The organism is Actinomadura sp. NBRC 104425 (genome assembly GCF_030269545.1).
Classification (GTDB): domain Bacteria; phylum Actinomycetota; class Actinomycetes; order Streptosporangiales; family Streptosporangiaceae; genus Spirillospora; species Spirillospora keratinilytica.
Map to the genome: position 1 here is coordinate 266,782 of NZ_BSTN01000002.1, position 17,585 is coordinate 284,366.

The following is a 17,585-nucleotide window of genomic DNA, read 5'->3' on the forward strand; positions in this document are numbered from 1 at the left end:
GCGATGGCGGGGCGTGCGGAGATTGGGCGGCTCAGCGCCCCGGGACGGGCGCGGGCGGCCCCCGCAGAACCAGAACGTGGCGAAGCAGCGCGACGCGAGGCCGGGCCGGGGCGTCGGTGCGCGGCACGGCGCCGCACGGCGGCCGCGGCGCGGGCTCGCCGAGCAGCACCAGCAGCGGCCTGAGCAGGGCGGACGCCGCCAGGCGGGCCAGCCGCCAGATGGCGCGCTCGCCGCGGCGCAGCCACCAGGCCGACACGGCCGCGGCGATCAGGTGCGCGGCCGGCATCGCGGCGCCGCCGTCCCCGGCGGCGACCAGCGCGGGAGCGGTGGGATGGTGGTGCATCCCCCCGGCGCTCATCAGCGCGTGCAGGACGAACTGCCCGCCGAGCAGCCCTCCGAGGATCGTGGGAAGGGAACGCTCGTGCCCGGCCAGCGGCAGCGCCATGGCCCACATGCCGAAGAACCCCCAGTACAGCGCGTCCGGGGACATCGGCTCACCGGAGGCGGTCCGATGCCCCAGCGCGGTGAGGCACACGCACACGGCCGCGAAGAGCGCGGACCGTGCGGCGCGGTACGGGGCTGAGGAGGCCATGACGCTCCCATGCTGCCACGGGCCCGGCGCGTGTCGGCACGGGGTGTGCGGAACCGGTCCGGGCCCGGCCGGGACGGGCCGCCGGCGCCGTCAGGTCGCGTCGTGCAGCGCCGCCGAGCGGGCCAGGTGGCGGCCGATCACCATGCGCTGGATCTGGTTGGTGCCCTCGAAGATCTGCATGACCTTGGCCTCGCGCATGTACCGCTCCACCGGGAAGTCGCGGGTGTAGCCGTACCCGCCGAGCACCTGCACCGCATCGGTGGTGACGCGCATCGCCGAGTCCGTCGCCACCAGCTTGGCCACCGACGCCTGGCGGGAGAACGGCAGGCCCCGGTCGCGGCGGCGGGCCGCCTCCAGGTACGTGGCCCGCGCCGACTCCACCGCGGCCGCCATGTCGGCCAGCATGAACGCCAGCCCCTGGTGGGCGATGACGGGGCGGCCGAACTGCTCGCGCCGCGCCGCGTACCCGACGGCGTGGTCCAGGGCGCCCTGCGCCAGGCCGACCGCGCAGGCGGCGATGCCCAGGCGGCCCGAGTCCAGCGCCGACAGCGCGATCGGGAACCCCTGGCCCTCGTCGCCGATCCGCCACTCGGCGGGCACCCGCGCGTCGTCGAAGTGCAGCTGCGCGGTGGTGGAGCCGGTCAGCCCCATCTTGCGTTCGGGCGGCCCGAACGTCAGCCCCGGCATCCGCCCCTCGACCAGGAAGCAGCTGATGCCGCGCGAGCCCGCGTCCGAGGTGCGGGCGAACAGCGTGTAGAAGTCGGCCTCGCCGCCGTGGGTGATCCAGGTCTTGGTGCCGGTGATCCGGTAGGCCGCGCCGTCCTCGTCCGGAACGGCCCGGGTGCTCAGCGCGCCCGCGTCCGAGCCCGCGTGCGCCTCCGACAGCGCGTACCCGCCCAGCAGCTCGCCGCCGAGCAGCTCGGGCAGCCGCTTGCGCTGCTCGTCGGTGCCGTGCACCGCCAGCGGGTAGCACGACAGCGTGTGCACGCTGACGCCGACCGCCACCGACGCCCACACCGCCGCGATCTCCTCGAGCACCTGCAGATAGACCTCGTACGGCTGGCCTGCGCCGCCGAGCTCCTCCGGGTAGGGCAGCCCGAGCAGCCCGGCCCGGCCGAGCAGCCGGAAGACCTCGCGGGGGAACTCCTCGGCCTCCTCGGCGGCCGCGGCGCGCGGCGCCAGCTCCTTGCGGACGATCTCGCGGGTCAGCGCGAGGAGGTCCTCGGCCTCGGGAGTGGGAAGCAGACGTTCGGCAGGCATGTCCCCATCTTGGCGGATCGTCCGCACTTGCCGCGAGGCGGGCGCCCCTGGGGGCCTTGGTCAGGACGACAGGTCAGGACGACAGGTCAGGACGACGGGTCAGGACGACAGTTCGCGCTCCAGCGGCGTGCGGAAGCGCGGGGTGACCCGTATGCCGTCGAGGAAGGCGGTGATGCGGGCGGCCTCGGCGTCGACCGCGGCGCGGGCGTCGGCGCCGACGTCCTCCAGCAGGCGCGTGACGATCTCCCCGTCCGGCCGCTGCGCCCAGCCGCCGACGACGCGGCCGTCCCACCACACCGTGGGGCCGATGTTGCCGTTGCGGTCGAACAGCATCGGCGCGTGGTCGCCGAGGAACCAGCCGCGCTCCTGCCAGCCCATGGGGGTGGGGTCCAGGGCGGGCAGCAGCGCCGCCCACGGCTCGGCGTCCCGGCCCCCGCCGGCCGCCTCAGCGTCGTCGGCATCGTCGGCGTCGTCGGCGAGCATGACGCCGGTGCCGCCGCCGTCCAGTCCGACCTCGGCGACGTCCAGGCGGGCCAGGGTCTTGTTCACCTCGCCCGCGGTCCAGCCCGTCCACCACTTCAGGTCCGAGACGGGGGCGGGACCGAACGCCCGCAGCCAGCGGGTGGCCAACTCGGCGCGCGCGTCGCCCGCGGGCATGTCGGGGATGCCGCCGGGAAGCCACGTCTCGACGGGATGCCACACGTACTGGCTGCTGATCCACGAGCCGTTGGGGCGGCCCCGCACGATGCGTCCCTCGCAGCCCAGCGTGACCAGCACCCACGTGGTGACGCCGGTGGGACGCGAGTACGACTTGCCCGGAGCCGTCTCCACCTGCGTGCGCAGGCGCGGCTCGTCGGCGCTGAGCTGCGCCCCGGTCGCCTCGCCGCGCGCCAGCAGCGCGCGGTGCGCCGCCTCCAGCACGTCGCCGAACCAGGCTTGCGCGTCGGGGATCCCGCCCCGTTCGATCATGCGGCTGTAGGTGCGGCGCTGCCTGGCGGCCAGGGGCGTGGCGCAGGACGCCTGCAGTGCCGGGACCAGTTCGACGGGGACGACGAACATGGTGCGGCGCATCGCCAGCATCCGCAGCAGCGTCCGGTCGTCGTAGAGGGCCTTCTCCACCGCCTCGTGCGTCGCGGTGCGGCTGCGCGCGGCCACCGACAGGAACACCGTGGCAGGGTCGGTGGCGTGCAGCGCCACGAGGGAGCGGGCGATCTCGGCGACGTCGTCGGTGCGCGCCGCAGGGGCCAGCCGGTGCCGTGCCGCCGCGCGTGCCCGGCGCGCGGCGTCCCCCATCGAACGTTTTGTCGAACGCATGAGCGAATCCTAGGGGGCGGGTCCGACAGGCGCCGCCGGCCGGCCCGTCCCCCGGGCCGCGTCAGCCGTTGTTGGCAATCTTCACGACGATCTTGTCCTGGGTGACGGACTCGACGGACACGTTGAAGCCCTCGGCCTGCTCGGACTCGCCCCGGGGCACGGTGATCTGCTGACCGGCCACCTTGAGCGTGACGGTGTCGCCCTGGACGCTCACCAGCTCCGCCTTGATGCCGAGAATGGATGCGCTGGCCTCCACACCGCGGTCGAAGGTGATGGTGCAGGAGTTCACGTTGCAGTCGGTCGTGGCGCCCTCGCTGCTGCACGCCGCCACGGCGGCCAGGGGCAGCAGCGCGAACGGCAGTACGGTCAGTGCTCGCCGAACTGAGGGGAACATGGCTGCGAGTCTAGGTGCCGCACCCCCGCCGCCGGCCCCTCCTGGAGAGTGAACTCCCCGCGGCCGGAAGTAGTACCCGGCGGTGATGTCCGTGCCGCGCCCTCGGGCCTGCGCGCCTGTGCGTCCTCCTGTGTGACCCTGTGTGACCCTGTGTGACCGCCGTGGCGTGCCGCGTGTCAGCCGCCCTGGTGGCCTGTCGCGCTGCCCTGATGGCCCGTCGTGCCGCCCTGGTGGCCTCCGCCGCTGTGGTCGGCGCCGTACTGGATCTGCCCGCCCAGGTCCTCCTGCAGCGCCTTGAGCGTCTGCTCGGTGCTGACGACGACCCACCGCGGCCCCACCAGGTACGTGCCGCCCCAGGGCTTGGCCTCCTCCAACCACGCCTGCTGCCCCTGGTCGGTGGTGAAGCTGACCACCGTGAAGCGTCCCTTGCTCGTCTGGCAGGCGCCCTGGGACAGGTCCGCGACCTTGCGGATGCTGCTCAGCGTGCACCCGGTCTGCTGGGCGAGCTGCTCGGCGGTGGCGGGCTGGGCCTGCTTCACCTGGCCCTGCCCGCCCGCCTCGCCGCTCGCCCCCGTGCACCCGGCCGCCAGCGGCAGCAGGACCGCGGCGGCACCGCACAGCAGGGCTGCCCTCAAGGGCGATCGGTGATTGTCGGACACCATGGCCCGTCCTCTCCGGGAAGAGTTGAGCGATTCGCCCACACGTACGGGCGGACGCTTCCACGGGGTTCAGCCGCGGGGAGAGGAGGGGCGAAGGGGGTTCAGGTCATGAGGCGCCCGGCGGCGGCGGCGCGCACGGTTGGCTCCTCGGCGGCGTCGTGATGGAGGCGTTGCAGGCGGATGCGGGTCTCACGGGTGAGGGGGGCGGTCTCGGCGGCGACCCGGCGCACGCCCTCCTCGCAGTCCCACAGGCCCTCGACGGTGTAGGACTCGGCGGTGTGCGGCGCGGTACGGGTCAAGGCGGTCAGCACGCGCGGGCGCAGGAACGCATAGGTCGACTCGGTCCAAGCGGTCTTCAGCAGCGGCACGGCCTCGCCGGCGCGCAATCTGCCCAGGCCCTCGATCGGCCCGGCCGCGTCGCCCCAGTCGCGCCGCTCCAGGGCGTCGCGCAGCTCGCTCATCAGCAACGGGATGTCCTGGCGGGTGCCGTAGCGGGCCAGGATGTCCAGCGCCATGTCCTGGCATCCGCCGCGGGCCGTCGCCCACGCCCGCGCCCGCGGCACCGCCTCGGGGCCGTACTCGCGCAACGCCCGGCACACCGCCCCGCCCCATCGGCTGGGCCGCTGCGGCAGCAGCTCCTCGGCCAGGTCCAGCAGGGCCGGGGCGCGTCTGCGGCCGAGCTCGAATATGGCCGCCACGGCGCCGTCGTCACGCCGCCGGGCGGCCTCCAGCAGCTCGGCCTCGGTCCGCCGGGACTTCTTCGCGCCGGCGGCCCCGGGGCGGCGGACGCGGCCGGTGTCGCGGCGCCGGGCCAGGGCGTCGGCGATCCGCGGCTGCCGCGCCGCCCAGCTGTCGATCACCGGATTGTGCGGGCCCGCCACCAGGGCGTCCAACGCCGACTCGCTGCACCGCGCCGCCACCAGCTCGTCCAGGCCGTGCGTCAGCGCCGGATCGCCCAGGCCGACCAGCGTGTCGATGGCGTCGAACCAGTGGGTGCCCTCCTCGGCGTACCGGTACAGCGCCGACGCCGCCTCCCGGCGGCTGAGCCGCACCAGGTCCGCCAGCACCTCCAACGCCAGCTGCACCCGCCGCCCGTCGCCGTCGGCATGGTCGGACGGGGCGAACAGGTGCTCGGCCACCGGGCCGACGGGCAGTTCCAAGTCCACCATCAGACGGGCGTAATAGAGGCCGCGTTCCTCACAGCGCGGGTCCCAGCGTGGGTCGCGGCGTATGCAGTCGTAGACGAACTCGCCCGCACCCGGCTTGTCGGCCGCGCGCCGCGCGGCCCGTCCAAGGCCCCGCTGCAGTTGTCCATGCAGCGTGCCAGCTGATTCCAACACGACCTCGTTGCTCACTCAAGCAGAATGCGCACCCGACCACAAAACCGGCAAGTGCTTTACCTCGGCGAATCGCCCGCCGCCGCAGGAGCGGACCGCGGCGGCGCCTTTCCGGCGGGGCGGGGCTAGATGCGGCGCTGGGCGATCCACGACGCGTGCAGGTCGGCGTAGACGCCCGGGACGCCGACCAGCTCGCTGTGGGGGCCGCGCTGGACGATCCGCCCCGCGTCGAACACCAGCACCTCGTCGGCGGCCTCGGCCGTGGACAGCCGGTGGGCGATGGAGATCGCCGTGCGGCCCCGAGTCACCTCGTCCAGCGCGCGCTGGATGCGCACCTCGGTGGCCGGGTCGACGGCGGACGTGGCCTCGTCCAGCACCAGCAGGTCCGGGTCGGCGATGTAGGCGCGCGCCAGCGCCACCAGCTGACGCTCGCCCGCCGACAAAGACTCGCCGCGCTGCCCCACGGGCGTGTCCAGGCCCCGGGGCAGGCCCTCCAGCCAGTCGCCCAGGCCCAGCTCGACCAGCGCCCGCGCCACCTCCTCGTCGGTGGCGTCCGGCCGCCCGTAGCGGATGTTGTCGCCGAGGGGGGCGTCGAACAGGAAGCCGTCCTGCGGCACCATGACGATGCGCTCGCGCAGGGAGGAGAACCGCACCCGGTCCAGGGGCACGCCGTCCACCAGCACACGCCCGGACGTCGGGTCCATCAGCCGGGTCAGGAGCTTGGCGAACGTCGTCTTGCCCGAGCCCGTCTCGCCCACGACCGCCACGCGGCTGCGGGGGGCGATGGTCACGTTCAGGTCGTGCAGAACGGGCGGCCCTCCGGGATAGGCGAACCCGACGCCCTCGAACCGCACCTCGATCGGCCCGCGCGGCAGCACCTCGCCCGCGTCGCCCGGGTCGGCCACGTCCGGCGCGGTGTCCAGCACGCCCAGCACCCGCCGCCACCCGGCGATCGCGTTCTGCGCCTCGTTGAGCACCTCCGTGGCGGTCTGCATCGGGCTGACGAACAGGGTGATCAGGAACAGGAACGCCACCAGCTCCCCGGCGGTCAGGTCGCCGCCCACCCCCAGCAGCGTCCCCGCCACCACGACCGCGGCGGTCGCCGCGGCCGCCACCAGCTCGCTGGACGGGAACGTCAGCGCCACCAGGCCCTGCGCCCGCGTCTGCGCCCGCCGGTGCGCCTCGACGGTCTCGTCGACGCGGCGGGCGGTGCGGTCCTCGGCCGCGTAGGCGCGGATCACCGAGGCGCCCACCACCGCCTCGCTCACCGCGGCCAGCAGGTCGCCCATCCGCTCGCGGACCCGGGTGTAGGCGGCCGACAGCATCCGCTGGAAGCGGCGCAGCGCGAACGCCAGCGGCACGAACGCCGCCCACACCAGCAGCGCCAGCGGCCAGGAGTACACGGCCATGAGCACGCTGGCCACCACCAGCTGCCCGGTCGACATGATGATCAGCAGCCCGCCCCACTGCATGAACTGGCTGATCTGGTCCACGTCACCGGTCACCCGCGACACCAGCGCGCCGCGCCGCTCGGAGCTCTGGGTGAGCATGGACAGGTCGTGCACGTGCCGGAACGCCTTGATCCGCAGCGTGGCCAGCCCGGACTCGGTGGTCCGGTAGAGCCGCACGTTCATCGCGTAGGCGCTCAGCGCCGTCACGGCCACCGCCGCCGCGCACGCCAGCACGGCGGTGCGGACGAACCCGATGTCGGGCCCGCCCGGCCCGCCCAGCCCCTTGTCGATCGTCTGCTGCACCGCGATCGGCACCACCACCCGGCCCGCCGTCGCCAGCGCCGCCAGCAGCAGCGTGCCGGCCAGGCCCGCGCGGAACTCGGGGCTGAGCCGCAGCCCGCGGCGCAGCGTGGTCAGCGCGCCCTCGCCGGCGGCCGCCGCCTCGTTGAGCGCGGTCACGCCACCGCCTCCTCGCTGTCGGCACTGTCGGCACTGTCGGCACTGTCGACCTCCCCGGCCTGCTCGCCCAGGAGCCGCTGCTCGATCTCGGCGCGCTCGTAGGCGTTGACGAGCGCGCGGTAGCCGGCGGAGCGCTCCAGCAGCTCGGCGTGGGCGCCCCGGGCGGCGACGCGGCCATGCTCGACGTAGACGACCTCGTCGGCCAGCGCGATCGTGGCCTTGCGGTAGGCGACCACCACCACGGTCGCGCCGCCCCCGCCGGCCGTCTGCGCGTCCCGCAGCCCCGCCAGGATCCGCGCCTCCACCTGGGGGTCGACACTGGACGTCGCGTCGTCCAGCACCAGCAGCCGGGGGCGCCGCACCAGGGCGCGCGCCAGCGCCAAGCGCTGCCGCTGCCCGCCCGACAGGGTCGCTCCGCGTTCCCCCACCCGGGTGTCGAGGCCGTCGGGGAGGGCCGCGACGAAGCCGTCGGCCTGGGCGAGGCGCAGCGCCTCCCACACGCGCTCGTCCGGAACGTCCAGGCCCAGGGTCACGTTGCCGCGCACGGTGTCGTCGAACAGGAACGTCTGCTGCGGTACCAGGGCCGCCGTCTCGGCGACGCCGCCGCGCCTCAGGTCGCGGGCGTCCACGCCGTCCAGCAGCACCGACCCGTCGGCCGGGTCCACCAGCCGCACCAGCAGGGACGTCAGCGTCGACTTGCCCGACCCCGTGGGGCCGACCACGGCGATCGTCCGGCCGGGGGCGGCGGAGAACGACACGTCGTGCAGGACGGGGACCGAGGCGTCCCCGTCCGCGGACTCGTAGGCGAAGCGGACGTCGCGCACCTCCAGCGCCGCCGCCTTGCCCTGCCCCGGGGGGCGGTCGCCGTACGGCAGGGAACCGGTGGCGTCCAGCACCCCCCGCACGCGCTCCCAGCCGACAACGCTGCGCGGCACCTCGGCCAGCACCCAGCCCAGCGCGCGGATCGGCCAGGCCAGCAGCGTGAACAGATACGCCACGTGCACCAGGTCGCCCTCCGTCATGGCCCCGGCCTCCAACCGGACGGACCCCACCAGCAGTACCGCCAGAACCCCCAGGTTGGGCAGCGCCTCCAGCGCCGGGTCGAACAGCCCCCGGATGCGGCCGACCGCCACGTTGGCCTCGCGCAGCGCCCGCGCACGCTCGGCGAACCGCTCGGTCTCGTCCTGCTCGCGCCCCAGCGTCTTGACCACCAGGCCGCCCTCGAAGCTCTCGTGCGCGACCTCGCTGACCTCGGCGCGCAGCTGCTGGGCGCGGGTGGCGACGGGGGACAGGCGCCGCTGGTACACCACGTTCAGCAGCGCCACCGCCGGGAAGACCAGGAAGCCGACGAGCGCCACCGCCACGTCGGTGAGCAGGATCGACACGGCCGCGATCAGCAGCATGAACACCACGCCGACCGCCATCGGCAGCGGCGCGATCGGCGCCCACACCGCCTCGACGTCGGCGTTGGCGTTGGACAGCAGCTGCCCGGTGGGGTGGCGGTGGTGCCAGGCCAGGGGGAGCCGCAGGTACTGCCGGGTGACCGCCCGCCGGTAGCGGGCCTGCATGCGGTACTGCATGAGCCCGGCGTAGAACCGGCGGCCCGCCACGCCGAGCGCCTTGAGCAGCGCGACCGCCAGGATCGCCGCCGCGGCCCCGGCCAGCGCGCCCGCCGTGGTGTCGCCGGAGCGCAGCGCCGGCAGCACCACCTCCTCGACGGCCCAGCCCAGCACCTGCGCGGTGCCCACGGTCATCGCCGCGTACAGCCCGCTGGCCAGCACCGCCACGGTGAACACCCGCGGCTCGGCCTTGATCGCGACCCACAGCACGCGCAGCCCCTCGCGCAGGACGCCGGGGCTGACGCGGGGTCTGGGGGGATGCTCGCCTTCGGGGCGGCGGCTGGCCCGGGGGCGGGCGCCGGGACGGCGGCTGGCGCGTGTCGACCCTGATGGCACGGCATCTCCTCGCAGACGGCGGCGCCCGCACGCCCCGTCGGGAGGAACCGCCGGGGCCGGCGGGCTCGCCCAATGCCTACCATCCGTGCCGAACGCTTATTCCCCGGCATAGTCGGACAGGCTGCCGAAGCCACGTGAATCCCCCTTCGGCGCGACAGGCCTCGCCGCGCGGCCCGCCGCCCGCCGCGCGCCCCGCACCGGAGCGGTCCGGCGGGCGCGGCGGCCGCCCCGCCTCCGGGCCGCGGAGTGTGATCGGAACGGATTCGTTCAAGCTCGCCCCGTTTTTCGGTGTACGCACCGGTCAGCGGCGAGAATATCGGCAACGCGGCGGAGTTCTTTGTCAAAAAACACCTGATCGACATGTCCGAAAAACGCCGGTCGGCGGCCCGCCCGGCGGGCCGGGCGGCGGTGCCCGCGACGGCCGCGCAGCCCGCCGCGACGGGCCGCCCGGGACGTCCCGGGCCCGCGCCGCCGCGGCGCGGCACGCGGCGTATAACGCGCCACTTCGCCCACAGGAGAATCGGGAGGGTTGTAGCTCCTGGGGTTTACGCGGATCCGGTGATACGGTGGAGCGGTCGGTTGCAGTCGTGGTTCTCGATCGTTTGCAAGAACGCCCGCGGACTGATGGCAGCGGGCGTTTTGGCTTTTCCGGGGCAGTACCGGGGGGCGAAGACGTCCCGCAGCGACCGGCGCGGGGCCCGCGAGGTGTGGGCCCGAGTTTTGCCGCAAGGAGAAAGACATGCCCCAGCAGGGCACCGTGAAGTGGTTCAACGCCGAGAAGGGCTACGGCTTCATCGCCGTGGACGGCGGTGGCGCCGACGTGTTCGTGCACTACACGGCCATCCAGTCGTCCGGTTACCGCACCCTCGACGAGAACCAGCGCGTCGAGTTCGAGGTGACGCAGGGTCAGCGCGGCCCGCAGGCCGACAACGTCGTCCCCCTCTCGTAACCCGTAGTCGTACCGCCGGGCCCGTACCCCACGCCAGGGGTGCGGGCCCTGTGGTTTCCGGGGCGGGTTCTGAGGGCGCGGCGGGCCGCGACCCGGTACGGGGCTCGCGCGGCGACCCGGCAGAATGGAGCACATGTCCGCTCGCCCGTCCAATCTGGACCCCAAGATCGCCGAACGCCTCAAGCGCACGCCGGACGGCCTCGTGCCCGCCATCGCCCAGCAGTACGACACCGGAGAGGTGCTCATGCTGGCGTGGATGGACGACGAGGCGCTGCACCGCACCCTCACCACCGGCCGCGCCACCTACTGGTCCCGCAGCCGCCAGGAGTACTGGGTGAAGGGCGAGAGCTCCGGCCACCAGCAGTGGGTCAAGTCCGTCGCCCTCGACTGCGACGGCGACGCGATCCTGGTGAAGGTCGACCAGGTCGGCGCCGCCTGCCACACCGGCGACCGCACCTGCTGGGACGCCGACATACTCGACGCCGTCGTCGGGGAACGGCCCGCCGCGGGCTCGTGAGCCCGGCCCGGGAACGCGCCCTGGCCGCCCTGCTGTGCGCGGCCGGTGCCGCACTGCCCCTGCTGGCCGCCGGACGCGCCTGGGCGCACGTGCGGGCCACCGGCGCCATCACCCCGTTCACCCAGGAGCTCACCGGGCGCGACCTGGGCGGAGCGGCGAGCGCCCTGGGCTGGGCCGGGCTGGCGGGGCTGGCGGCCCTGTTCGCCACCCGCGGCAAGGTGCGGGCGGGGGTCGGCGTACTGCTGGTGCTGTTCGGCGCCGCCATCGGCTACGCCTCCGCGGCGTCCATGCGCGCCTCCCACGTCCGGGCGGCGGCGGGCGAGAAGAGCGCCCTGCTGCGGCTGGCCGCGCACCCGTCCGTCGACGTCAACCTGTGGTGGGTCGTCTCCCTCGCCGGCGGCCTGCTGCTGCTGGCCGCGGGGCTGGTGACGCTGCTGCGCGGCGCGCACTGGCCCGGCATGTCGACCCGCTACGAACGCCCCGCCGCGGCTGCCGCACGCCCCCCGTCCAACGCCGACGACCCCTCCAGCCTGTGGAAGTCCCTCGACCGCGGCGAGGACCCCACCGACCCTCCGGCCGACGCCACGCGGCCCGCAGCGGGAAACACCCCCCGGGAGCGGCCGTGAGCCGCGGGACGGGCCCAGACGGCGGCGGGCTCATCCTGGTCGCCGAGCACGAACCCGAGGTGGCGGAACTGCAGCGGCGCTATCTCGGCCGCGAGGGCTTCACCGTCGAGATCGAACCGGACCCGTCGCGTGCGGCCGCCGCCGTGGCGCGCCTTCGCCCCGACGCCGTGGTGCTCGACGTGTCCCGCACCCCGCTGCCCGCCGAGCTGTACCGCCGGGTGGCGGAGGCGGCCCGCCCCGCGCCCGTCGTGGCCGTGACCGGGCCGGTCGAGGCGGTCGCGCGGCACGCGTTCGGCGAGCACCAGGTGACGCGGCCGTTCGCCCCCCGCGTCCTGGTCGGCGCGGTGACCGACGCGCTGCGCCGCGGCGCCGGCACCGGCGACCCGGGGCCGCTGCGCGCCGGCCGGGTCAGCCTCGACCCGCAGGGACGCGCCGTCAGCGTGGACGAGCGCGCCGTCGCCCTCACCGTGACCGAGTTCGACCTGCTGGAGTTCCTGATGAGCAACCCCGGCAGGGTCTTCACCCGCGAACAGCTCCTCGACGCCGCCTGGGGCCCGGGCGCCGGGGCCGGAAGCCGCACGGTGGACGTGCACATCGCCCAGCTGCGCAGCAAGCTGGGCGACGGCAGCCCGATCCGCACCGTCCGCGGCGTCGGCTACGTCCTGGACCCCTGAGCCTTCCGGAGAGGAGCCCCACGGTGGACGACACGACCGCCGCACCCGCCCGCGCCGCGCACCCGCACCCGCACCCGCCCGCCCCGGCGGGGCGCCGCGGCCGCGGGCGGGCGCTGGCCGGGCCCGGCATCGTCCTGGCCGCGGCGGCCGCCGGCGTGGCGCTGGTCAGCGTCGTCGACCCGCACGAGCCCGGCCACTACCCGACCTGCCCGCTGCTGTGGGCGACCGGCCTGTACTGCCCCGGCTGCGGCGGCCTGCGCATGGTCAACTCGCTGACGCACGGCCGCGTCGGGGAGGCGTTCGGGCTCAACCCCATGGCGTTCCTGCTGCTGCCCGTCTTCGCCTACCTGTGGGCGCGCTGGACGGCCTGCGCGGCCAAGGGCGTGCCGTTCGCCTCCGCCCTCGTGCGGCCGCGCGTGATCTACCCGTTCCTCGCGCTGATCATCGTGTACTGGATCGTCCGCAACCTGCCGTTCGGGCACGCCCTGGCGCCCTGACGCGGTTTCGGGCGCCCTGATACCGGCCCGGGTTCGAGTGCCGTCGGCGGCTGCGGCTACGATCGGTGCTGGATCGACCGGAATTTAGGGGGCTTTCCCGTGAGCGAGCCCGAGCGCTGCGGCATGAGCGAGGCGGAGCGGCACGCCGCCGGGACCGACCGGCCCGCGGAGAAGGAAGACCGCGCACCGGGCGCGGCGTACAGGGGAGCGGGGGTCAGGTCGTGAGCGTGCTGAACGAGATCATCGACGGCGTGCGGGCCGATCTGGCCGACCGGCAGCGCGCGGTGCCGCTCGACGAGCTCAAGGCCAAGGCCGAGCGGGCCGAGCCGCCGCGCGACGCGCTGGCCGCGCTGCGCTCCCCGGGCGTGTCCGTCATCGCCGAGGTCAAGCGCAGCAGCCCGTCCAAGGGCGCGCTGGCCGCGATCGCCGACCCGGCCGCCCTGGCCCGCGACTACGAGGCGGGCGGCGCCAAGGTGATCAGCGTGCTGACCGAGCGGCGCCGGTTCGGCGGCAGCCAGGACGACCTGGCCGCGGTGCGCGCCGACGTCGACGTGGCGGTGCTGTGCAAGGACTTCATCGTCACCTCCTACCAGCTGTGGGAGGCCCGCGCCTACGGCGCCGACCTCGCCCTGCTGATCGTGGCCGCGCTGGAGCAGGACGCGCTGGTGTCGCTGGTCGAGCGGGCCGAGTCGATCGGGCTGGTGCCGCTGGTCGAGGTGCACACCGAGGAGGAGGTGGCCCGCGCGATCGACGCGGGCGCCAAGGTCATCGGGGTCAACGCGCGCGACCTGAAGACCCTGCGCGTCGACCGCGGCGTGTTCGCCCGGCTGGCCCCGCTGATCCCCAAGGACATCGTCAAGATCGCCGAGTCGGGCGTGCGCGGCCCGCACGACCTGCTCGCCTACGCCTCGGCGGGCGCCGACGCGGTGCTGGTGGGGGAGAGCCTGGTGATCGGCCGCGACCCGCGCGGCGCCGTCGCCGACCTGGTGGCCGCGGGCGCGCATCCGGCGCTGCGGCAGAGCGGCTGACGCGGATCGCGATAGGGTGAGCGTCATGCGGAGAGAGCCGTCCTCGGGGGAGGGCCCGTCCAGGGGTCCCGTCGAGCCACTGCGCGAACGATGGCGCGCTCGGCCGACGACCCAGCAGCCCGGATGAGCCCTTCTCCCACGACAGGAAGTCCATGACCATCGACACCACTGCCGGCGGTGCCGTCGTGCCCGACGCCACCGGCCACTTCGGCCCGTTCGGCGGGCGCTTCGCCCCCGAGGCCCTCATGGCCGCCCTCGACGAGCTGACCCGCGAGTACGAGGCGGCCCGGCGCGACCCCGCCTTCACCGGCGAGCTGGACCGCCTGCTGGCCGAGTACGCCGGACGGCCCAGCCTGCTCACCGAGGCCCGCCGCTTCGCCGAGCACGCGGGCGGCGCCCGCGTGCTGCTCAAGCGCGAGGACCTCAACCACACCGGCTCCCACAAGATCAACAACGTGCTGGGGCAGGCGCTGCTCACCCGCCGCATGGGCAAGCGCCGCGTCATCGCCGAGACCGGCGCCGGGCAGCACGGCGTGGCCACCGCCACCGCCGCCGCCCTGCTCGGCCTGGAGTGCACCGTCTACATGGGCGAGGTCGACACCGAGCGGCAGGCCCTCAACGTCGCGCGGATGCGGATGCTGGGCGCCGAGGTGGTCCCCGTCCGCACCGGCAGCCGCACCCTCAAGGACGCCTGCAACGAGGCGTTCCGCGACTGGGTTGCCTCCGTCGACCACACCCACTACTGCATCGGCTCGGTCATGGGCCCGCACCCGTTCCCGATGATGGTGCGCGACTTCCATCGCGTCATCGGCGTCGAGGCGCGCGAGCAGTGCCTGCGGATGACCGGACGCCTGCCCGACGCCGTCGTGGCCTGCGTCGGCGGCGGCTCCAACGCCATCGGCGCCTTCCACGCCTTCATCCCGGACCAGTCCGTGCGGCTGTACGGGTTCGAGGCGGGCGGCGACGGCGTGGCCACCGGCAAGCACGCCGCCACCCTGGTCGGCGGGTCGCTCGGCGTCATCCACGGCATGCGCACCTACCTGCTGCAGGACGACGAGGGCCAGACCCTGGAGACCCACTCGATCTCCGCCGGGCTGGACTACCCCGGCGTCGGCCCCGAGCATGCCTGGCTGCGCGACACCGGCCGCGCCGAGTACCGGGAGATCACCGACGCCGAGGCCATGGACGCCTTCGCGCTGCTGTGCCGCACCGAGGGCATCATCCCCGCCATCGAGTCCGCGCACGCCCTGGCCGGGGCCCTCAAGGTCGGCCGGGAGCTCGGCCCGGACGCCACGATCGTCGTATGCCTGTCCGGCCGCGGCGACAAGGACATGCACACCGCCGCCCAGTACTTCGGGCTCGTGCCGCAGGGAGAGGGCCGGTGACCGTCCAGACCGCGTTCGACAAGGCCAAGGCCGAGAGGCGGGCCGCGCTCGTCGGCTACCTGCCGGCCGGGTTCCCCAGCTTCGACGGCGCCGTGGCCGCCGCCACCGCCATGGTCGAGGCCGGCTGCGACGTCATCGAGATCGGCCTGCCCTACACCGACCCGCTGATGGACGGCCCCACCATCCAGGACGCCGTGCACCGGGCGCTGGTCGGCGGCACCCGCGTCGCCGATGTGTTCCGCACCGTGGAGGCCGTCGCCGCCACCGGCGCGGCCACCCTGGTGATGACGTACTGGAACCCCGTCGACCGGTACGGCGTCGACGCCTTCGCCCGCGACCTGAAGTCGGCGGGCGGCACCGGGCTCATCACCCCCGACCTCACCCCCGAGGAGGGCGAACCCTGGCTCGCCGCGTCCGACGCCCACGGACTCGACCGGGTGTTCCTCGTCGCGCTCAGCTCCACCGACGAGCGCATCGAGAAGATCACCGGGGTGTGCCGGGGCTTCGTGTACGCCGCGTCGCTGATGGGCGTCACCGGCGCCCGCAGCGCCGTCGACACCGGCGCCCCCCGCCTGGTCAAGCGCACCCGCACCATCCTGGAGGCGCGGGGCTCGGCGCTGCCGGTCGGGCTGGGCCTGGGCGTCAGCAACGGGGCGCAGGCCGCCGAGGTCGCCGGTTTCGCCGACGGCGTCATCGTGGGTTCGGCGTTCATCCGCCGCCTGCTGGACGCCCCCGACGAGCGCACCGGCGTCGAGGCCGTCCGCGCCCTCGCCGCCGAACTGGCCGAAGGCGTCCGCAACCCGCGCTGACACGCCCGGCCCGCGCCGCCGCCCGGCGCGCGGGCACCGCGGCGGGTCCGCTTTCCGACACCCGCCTTATGCGTCGTCCTCTAAGGTGAAGTCGCGCCGCGTCCGGGCGGACGCGTGGACCGCTCCGCCCGCGACCCGGCGTGTGACGACGTCGGTGGCGGAAGGATCGGGATCGTGCAGGAATCCGTCGAGACGCGGCGCGGCGAGGCGGCGCCCGCCGCGCCGTCGCGCCCGTCGTGGTTCGCGCCCACCGCATGGGTGCTCACGCTGATCGGCCTGGGCGTCTCGGGCTACCTGGTCTACACCCACTACGACCAGGGCGCCCTGCTGTGCACCACCAGCGGCAAGCTGGACTGCCACTCGGTGACCAGCAGCAAGTACTCCGAGCTGCTGGGCATACCGCTGCCGTGGCTCGGGCTGGCGTTCTTCGCCGGGTTCGCGGCGCTGGTCAGCCCGCCCGCGCTGAGGTCGCCGCAGCCCCTGCTGCGGTGGGGGCGGCTTGTGTCGGTCTGCGTCGGGGTGCTGTTCGTGGTCTACCTGGTGACCGTCGAGGCGGCCGTCCTGCACAAGTATTGCCAGTGGTGCACCGGTGTGCACGTCGTCACTATCCTGCTGTTCGCACTTGTCCTGTTCGATGAATACCGGCGGGCCGGTCAGATCGACTAGGTCCGCCCGGCCGCGCGGCGCCACGGCGCGCCCGCGGCGTCCCCGCCGAGGAGAGAGCTGATGAGCAAGGCCGCACGGCAGCGGTCCGCGCGCGAGCGCCTGGCCGAGCAGCGCAAGCGCGAGCAGGCGCGGCGACGGCAGCGGCGGCTGCTGGCCATCGTGCTGGGCTCGGTGGTCGCGGTGGCGGCGATCGTGGCGGTGGTCGTGGTCGTCATCGACCAGCAGAGTCGGCGCGACCAGAAGGCGACCGTCTACTCCGGCCCGCAGGCGCCGTTGACCCGCGAATCCGACGGTTCGATCGTCATGGCCAAGCAGGGCGTGACCAAGCCGGTGCTGGAGATCTTCGAGGACTTCCAGTGCCCGGCCTGCAAGCAGTTCGAGGAGTCCACCGGCAAGACCGTCAAGCAGCTGGCCGCCGAGGGCAAGGTCAAGGTCGTCTACCGGCCGTTCCACCTGTTCGGCCAGCAGCGCGACCCGATCCGGTCGAACTCGCTGCGGTCGGCCGCGGCGGCCCTGTGCGTCCCGGCCGAGCAGTGGCTGTCGTACCACGACGCGCTGTTCAAGTTCCAGCCGGTGGAGGGCCAGAAGGGCTTCGCCGCCGACGACCTGGTCGCCTGGGGCAAGGACGTCGGCGTCACCGACCCGAACTTCGACAAGTGCGTCACCGACCAGCAGAAGAAGTCCCAGGTCGACGCGATGACCAAGTACGCGCTGGAGGACCGCAAGGTCACCGGCACGCCCACCGTCTTCCTCGACGGCCGCAAGCTGGAGAACGAGATCGGCAGCGGCGACGCCCTGCGCCAGGCGGTCGAGTCCGCCGCCCAGTCGTCCGGCCGCTGACCTGCCGGCGGCGCCCGTCCGCGCCCGTCCGCGCCCGTCCGCGCCCGTCCGCGCCCGTCCCGCTCCGACGGCGGGCACCGTGGACCCCTGTGCGGGTCCACGGTGTCCTTTTACCTGCTCTGGAACGTTCCCCCGGTAGCGTCTCTACCGGCGACTCCGGGGGAGGTGGCCGT

The 17,585-nt window shown here is 74.5% G+C and carries 18 protein-coding genes; 10 read left to right on the plus strand and 8 right to left on the minus strand.

What is annotated here, in order from left to right:
- Nucleotides 1-31: 31 nt before the first annotated feature.
- The 8 genes from QSK22_RS04375 to QSK22_RS04410 all read right to left on the minus strand — a co-directional run bounded on the left by QSK22_RS04375 (nt 32) and on the right by QSK22_RS04410 (nt 9,313).
- Nucleotides 32-592 carry a hypothetical protein gene (locus tag QSK22_RS04375; RefSeq protein WP_285492624.1) on the minus strand — a complete coding sequence of 187 codons (561 nt, stop codon included), beginning with the start codon at nt 590-592 and terminating at the stop codon, nt 32-34.
- Between the two features lie 90 nt (nt 593-682).
- Nucleotides 683-1,852, minus strand: a complete 1,170-nt coding sequence (locus QSK22_RS04380) for an acyl-CoA dehydrogenase family protein (RefSeq protein WP_285492625.1) — start codon at nt 1,850-1,852, stop codon at nt 683-685.
- A 99-nt stretch (nt 1,853-1,951) separates the two neighbouring features.
- On the minus strand, nt 1,952-3,166 hold the full coding sequence (locus QSK22_RS04385; protein ID WP_285492626.1) for a winged helix DNA-binding domain-containing protein: 1,215 nt from the start codon (nt 3,164-3,166) through the stop codon (nt 1,952-1,954).
- Nucleotides 3,167-3,227: 61 nt separating this feature from the next.
- Nucleotides 3,228-3,560 carry a hypothetical protein gene (locus tag QSK22_RS04390; protein WP_285492627.1) on the minus strand — a complete coding sequence of 111 codons (333 nt, stop codon included), beginning with the start codon at nt 3,558-3,560 and terminating at the stop codon, nt 3,228-3,230.
- A gap of 176 nt (nt 3,561-3,736) precedes the next feature.
- Nucleotides 3,737-4,195: a hypothetical protein gene (locus tag QSK22_RS04395; RefSeq protein ID WP_285492628.1), complete on the minus strand. Its 459-nt coding sequence runs from the start codon at nt 4,193-4,195 to the stop codon at nt 3,737-3,739.
- A gap of 125 nt (nt 4,196-4,320) precedes the next feature.
- A complete protein-coding gene (locus QSK22_RS04400) occupies nt 4,321-5,574 on the minus strand; it encodes a hypothetical protein (RefSeq protein WP_285492629.1) in 1,254 nt (417 codons plus the stop codon).
- Between the two features lie 107 nt (nt 5,575-5,681).
- Nucleotides 5,682-7,466, minus strand: coding sequence for an ABC transporter ATP-binding protein (locus QSK22_RS04405; protein ID WP_285492630.1), 1,785 nt, complete (start codon nt 7,464-7,466; stop codon nt 5,682-5,684).
- Nucleotides 7,463-9,313: an ABC transporter ATP-binding protein gene (locus QSK22_RS04410; protein WP_285492917.1), complete on the minus strand. Its 1,851-nt coding sequence runs from the start codon at nt 9,311-9,313 to the stop codon at nt 7,463-7,465. Before QSK22_RS04410 ends, QSK22_RS04405 begins: the two co-directional genes overlap by 4 nt.
- Before the next feature lie 847 nt (nt 9,314-10,160).
- Here QSK22_RS04410 and QSK22_RS04415 point away from each other — a divergent pair.
- The 10 genes from QSK22_RS04415 (at nt 10,161) to QSK22_RS04460 (ending at nt 17,412) form a co-directional block, all read left to right on the plus strand.
- Nucleotides 10,161-10,370, plus strand: a complete 210-nt coding sequence (locus QSK22_RS04415) for a cold-shock protein (RefSeq protein ID WP_285492631.1) — start codon at nt 10,161-10,163, stop codon at nt 10,368-10,370.
- Between the two features lie 133 nt (nt 10,371-10,503).
- On the plus strand, nt 10,504-10,887 hold the full coding sequence (gene hisI, locus QSK22_RS04420; protein WP_285492632.1) for a phosphoribosyl-AMP cyclohydrolase: 384 nt from the start codon (nt 10,504-10,506) through the stop codon (nt 10,885-10,887).
- Nucleotides 10,884-11,513 carry a Trp biosynthesis-associated membrane protein gene (locus tag QSK22_RS04425; protein ID WP_285492633.1) on the plus strand — a complete coding sequence of 210 codons (630 nt, stop codon included), beginning with the start codon at nt 10,884-10,886 and terminating at the stop codon, nt 11,511-11,513. Before hisI ends, QSK22_RS04425 begins: the two co-directional genes overlap by 4 nt.
- The gene (locus tag QSK22_RS04430; protein ID WP_285492634.1) at nt 11,510-12,187 is read left to right on the plus strand and encodes a response regulator transcription factor; all 678 of its coding nucleotides are present in this window, start codon (nt 11,510-11,512) and stop codon (nt 12,185-12,187) included. The genes QSK22_RS04425 and QSK22_RS04430 overlap by 4 nt, the downstream gene beginning before the upstream one ends.
- 23 nt (nt 12,188-12,210) lie before the next feature.
- A complete protein-coding gene (locus QSK22_RS04435) occupies nt 12,211-12,684 on the plus strand; it encodes a DUF2752 domain-containing protein (RefSeq protein WP_285492635.1) in 474 nt (157 codons plus the stop codon).
- A gap of 221 nt (nt 12,685-12,905) precedes the next feature.
- Nucleotides 12,906-13,712: an indole-3-glycerol phosphate synthase TrpC gene (gene trpC / locus QSK22_RS04440; protein ID WP_285492636.1), complete on the plus strand. Its 807-nt coding sequence runs from the start codon at nt 12,906-12,908 to the stop codon at nt 13,710-13,712.
- Between the two features lie 152 nt (nt 13,713-13,864).
- On the plus strand, nt 13,865-15,097 hold the full coding sequence (trpB, locus tag QSK22_RS04445; RefSeq protein WP_285492637.1) for a tryptophan synthase subunit beta: 1,233 nt from the start codon (nt 13,865-13,867) through the stop codon (nt 15,095-15,097).
- Nucleotides 15,094-15,906 (plus strand): tryptophan synthase subunit alpha, encoded by an 813-nt coding sequence (trpA, locus tag QSK22_RS04450; protein WP_285492638.1) that lies wholly within the window; start codon nt 15,094-15,096, stop codon nt 15,904-15,906. The genes trpB and trpA overlap by 4 nt, the downstream gene beginning before the upstream one ends.
- A gap of 174 nt (nt 15,907-16,080) precedes the next feature.
- Nucleotides 16,081-16,572 carry a vitamin K epoxide reductase family protein gene (locus QSK22_RS04455; protein WP_285492639.1) on the plus strand — a complete coding sequence of 164 codons (492 nt, stop codon included), beginning with the start codon at nt 16,081-16,083 and terminating at the stop codon, nt 16,570-16,572.
- Between the two features lie 60 nt (nt 16,573-16,632).
- Nucleotides 16,633-17,412: a DsbA family protein gene (locus tag QSK22_RS04460; protein WP_285492640.1), complete on the plus strand. Its 780-nt coding sequence runs from the start codon at nt 16,633-16,635 to the stop codon at nt 17,410-17,412.
- The last annotated feature ends 173 nt before the right edge of the window (nt 17,413-17,585 follow it).

What these genes read in the sequence shown, in the direction of transcription:
- QSK22_RS04375 (WP_285492624.1), bottom strand. Translation starts at nt 592, where the DNA reads ATGGCCTCCTCAGCCCCGTACCGCGCCGCACGGTCCGCGCTCTTCGCG.
- QSK22_RS04380 (WP_285492625.1), bottom strand. Translation starts at nt 1,852, where the DNA reads ATGCCTGCCGAACGTCTGCTTCCCACTCCCGAGGCCGAGGACCTCCTC.
- QSK22_RS04385 (WP_285492626.1), bottom strand. Translation starts at nt 3,166, where the DNA reads ATGCGTTCGACAAAACGTTCGATGGGGGACGCCGCGCGCCGGGCACGC.
- QSK22_RS04390 (WP_285492627.1), bottom strand. Translation starts at nt 3,560, where the DNA reads ATGTTCCCCTCAGTTCGGCGAGCACTGACCGTACTGCCGTTCGCGCTG.
- QSK22_RS04415 (WP_285492631.1), top strand. Translation starts at nt 10,161, where the DNA reads ATGCCCCAGCAGGGCACCGTGAAGTGGTTCAACGCCGAGAAGGGCTAC.
- hisI (WP_285492632.1), top strand. Translation starts at nt 10,504, where the DNA reads ATGTCCGCTCGCCCGTCCAATCTGGACCCCAAGATCGCCGAACGCCTC.
- trpB (WP_285492637.1), top strand. Translation starts at nt 13,865, where the DNA reads ATGACCATCGACACCACTGCCGGCGGTGCCGTCGTGCCCGACGCCACC.
- QSK22_RS04460 (WP_285492640.1), top strand. Translation starts at nt 16,633, where the DNA reads ATGAGCAAGGCCGCACGGCAGCGGTCCGCGCGCGAGCGCCTGGCCGAG.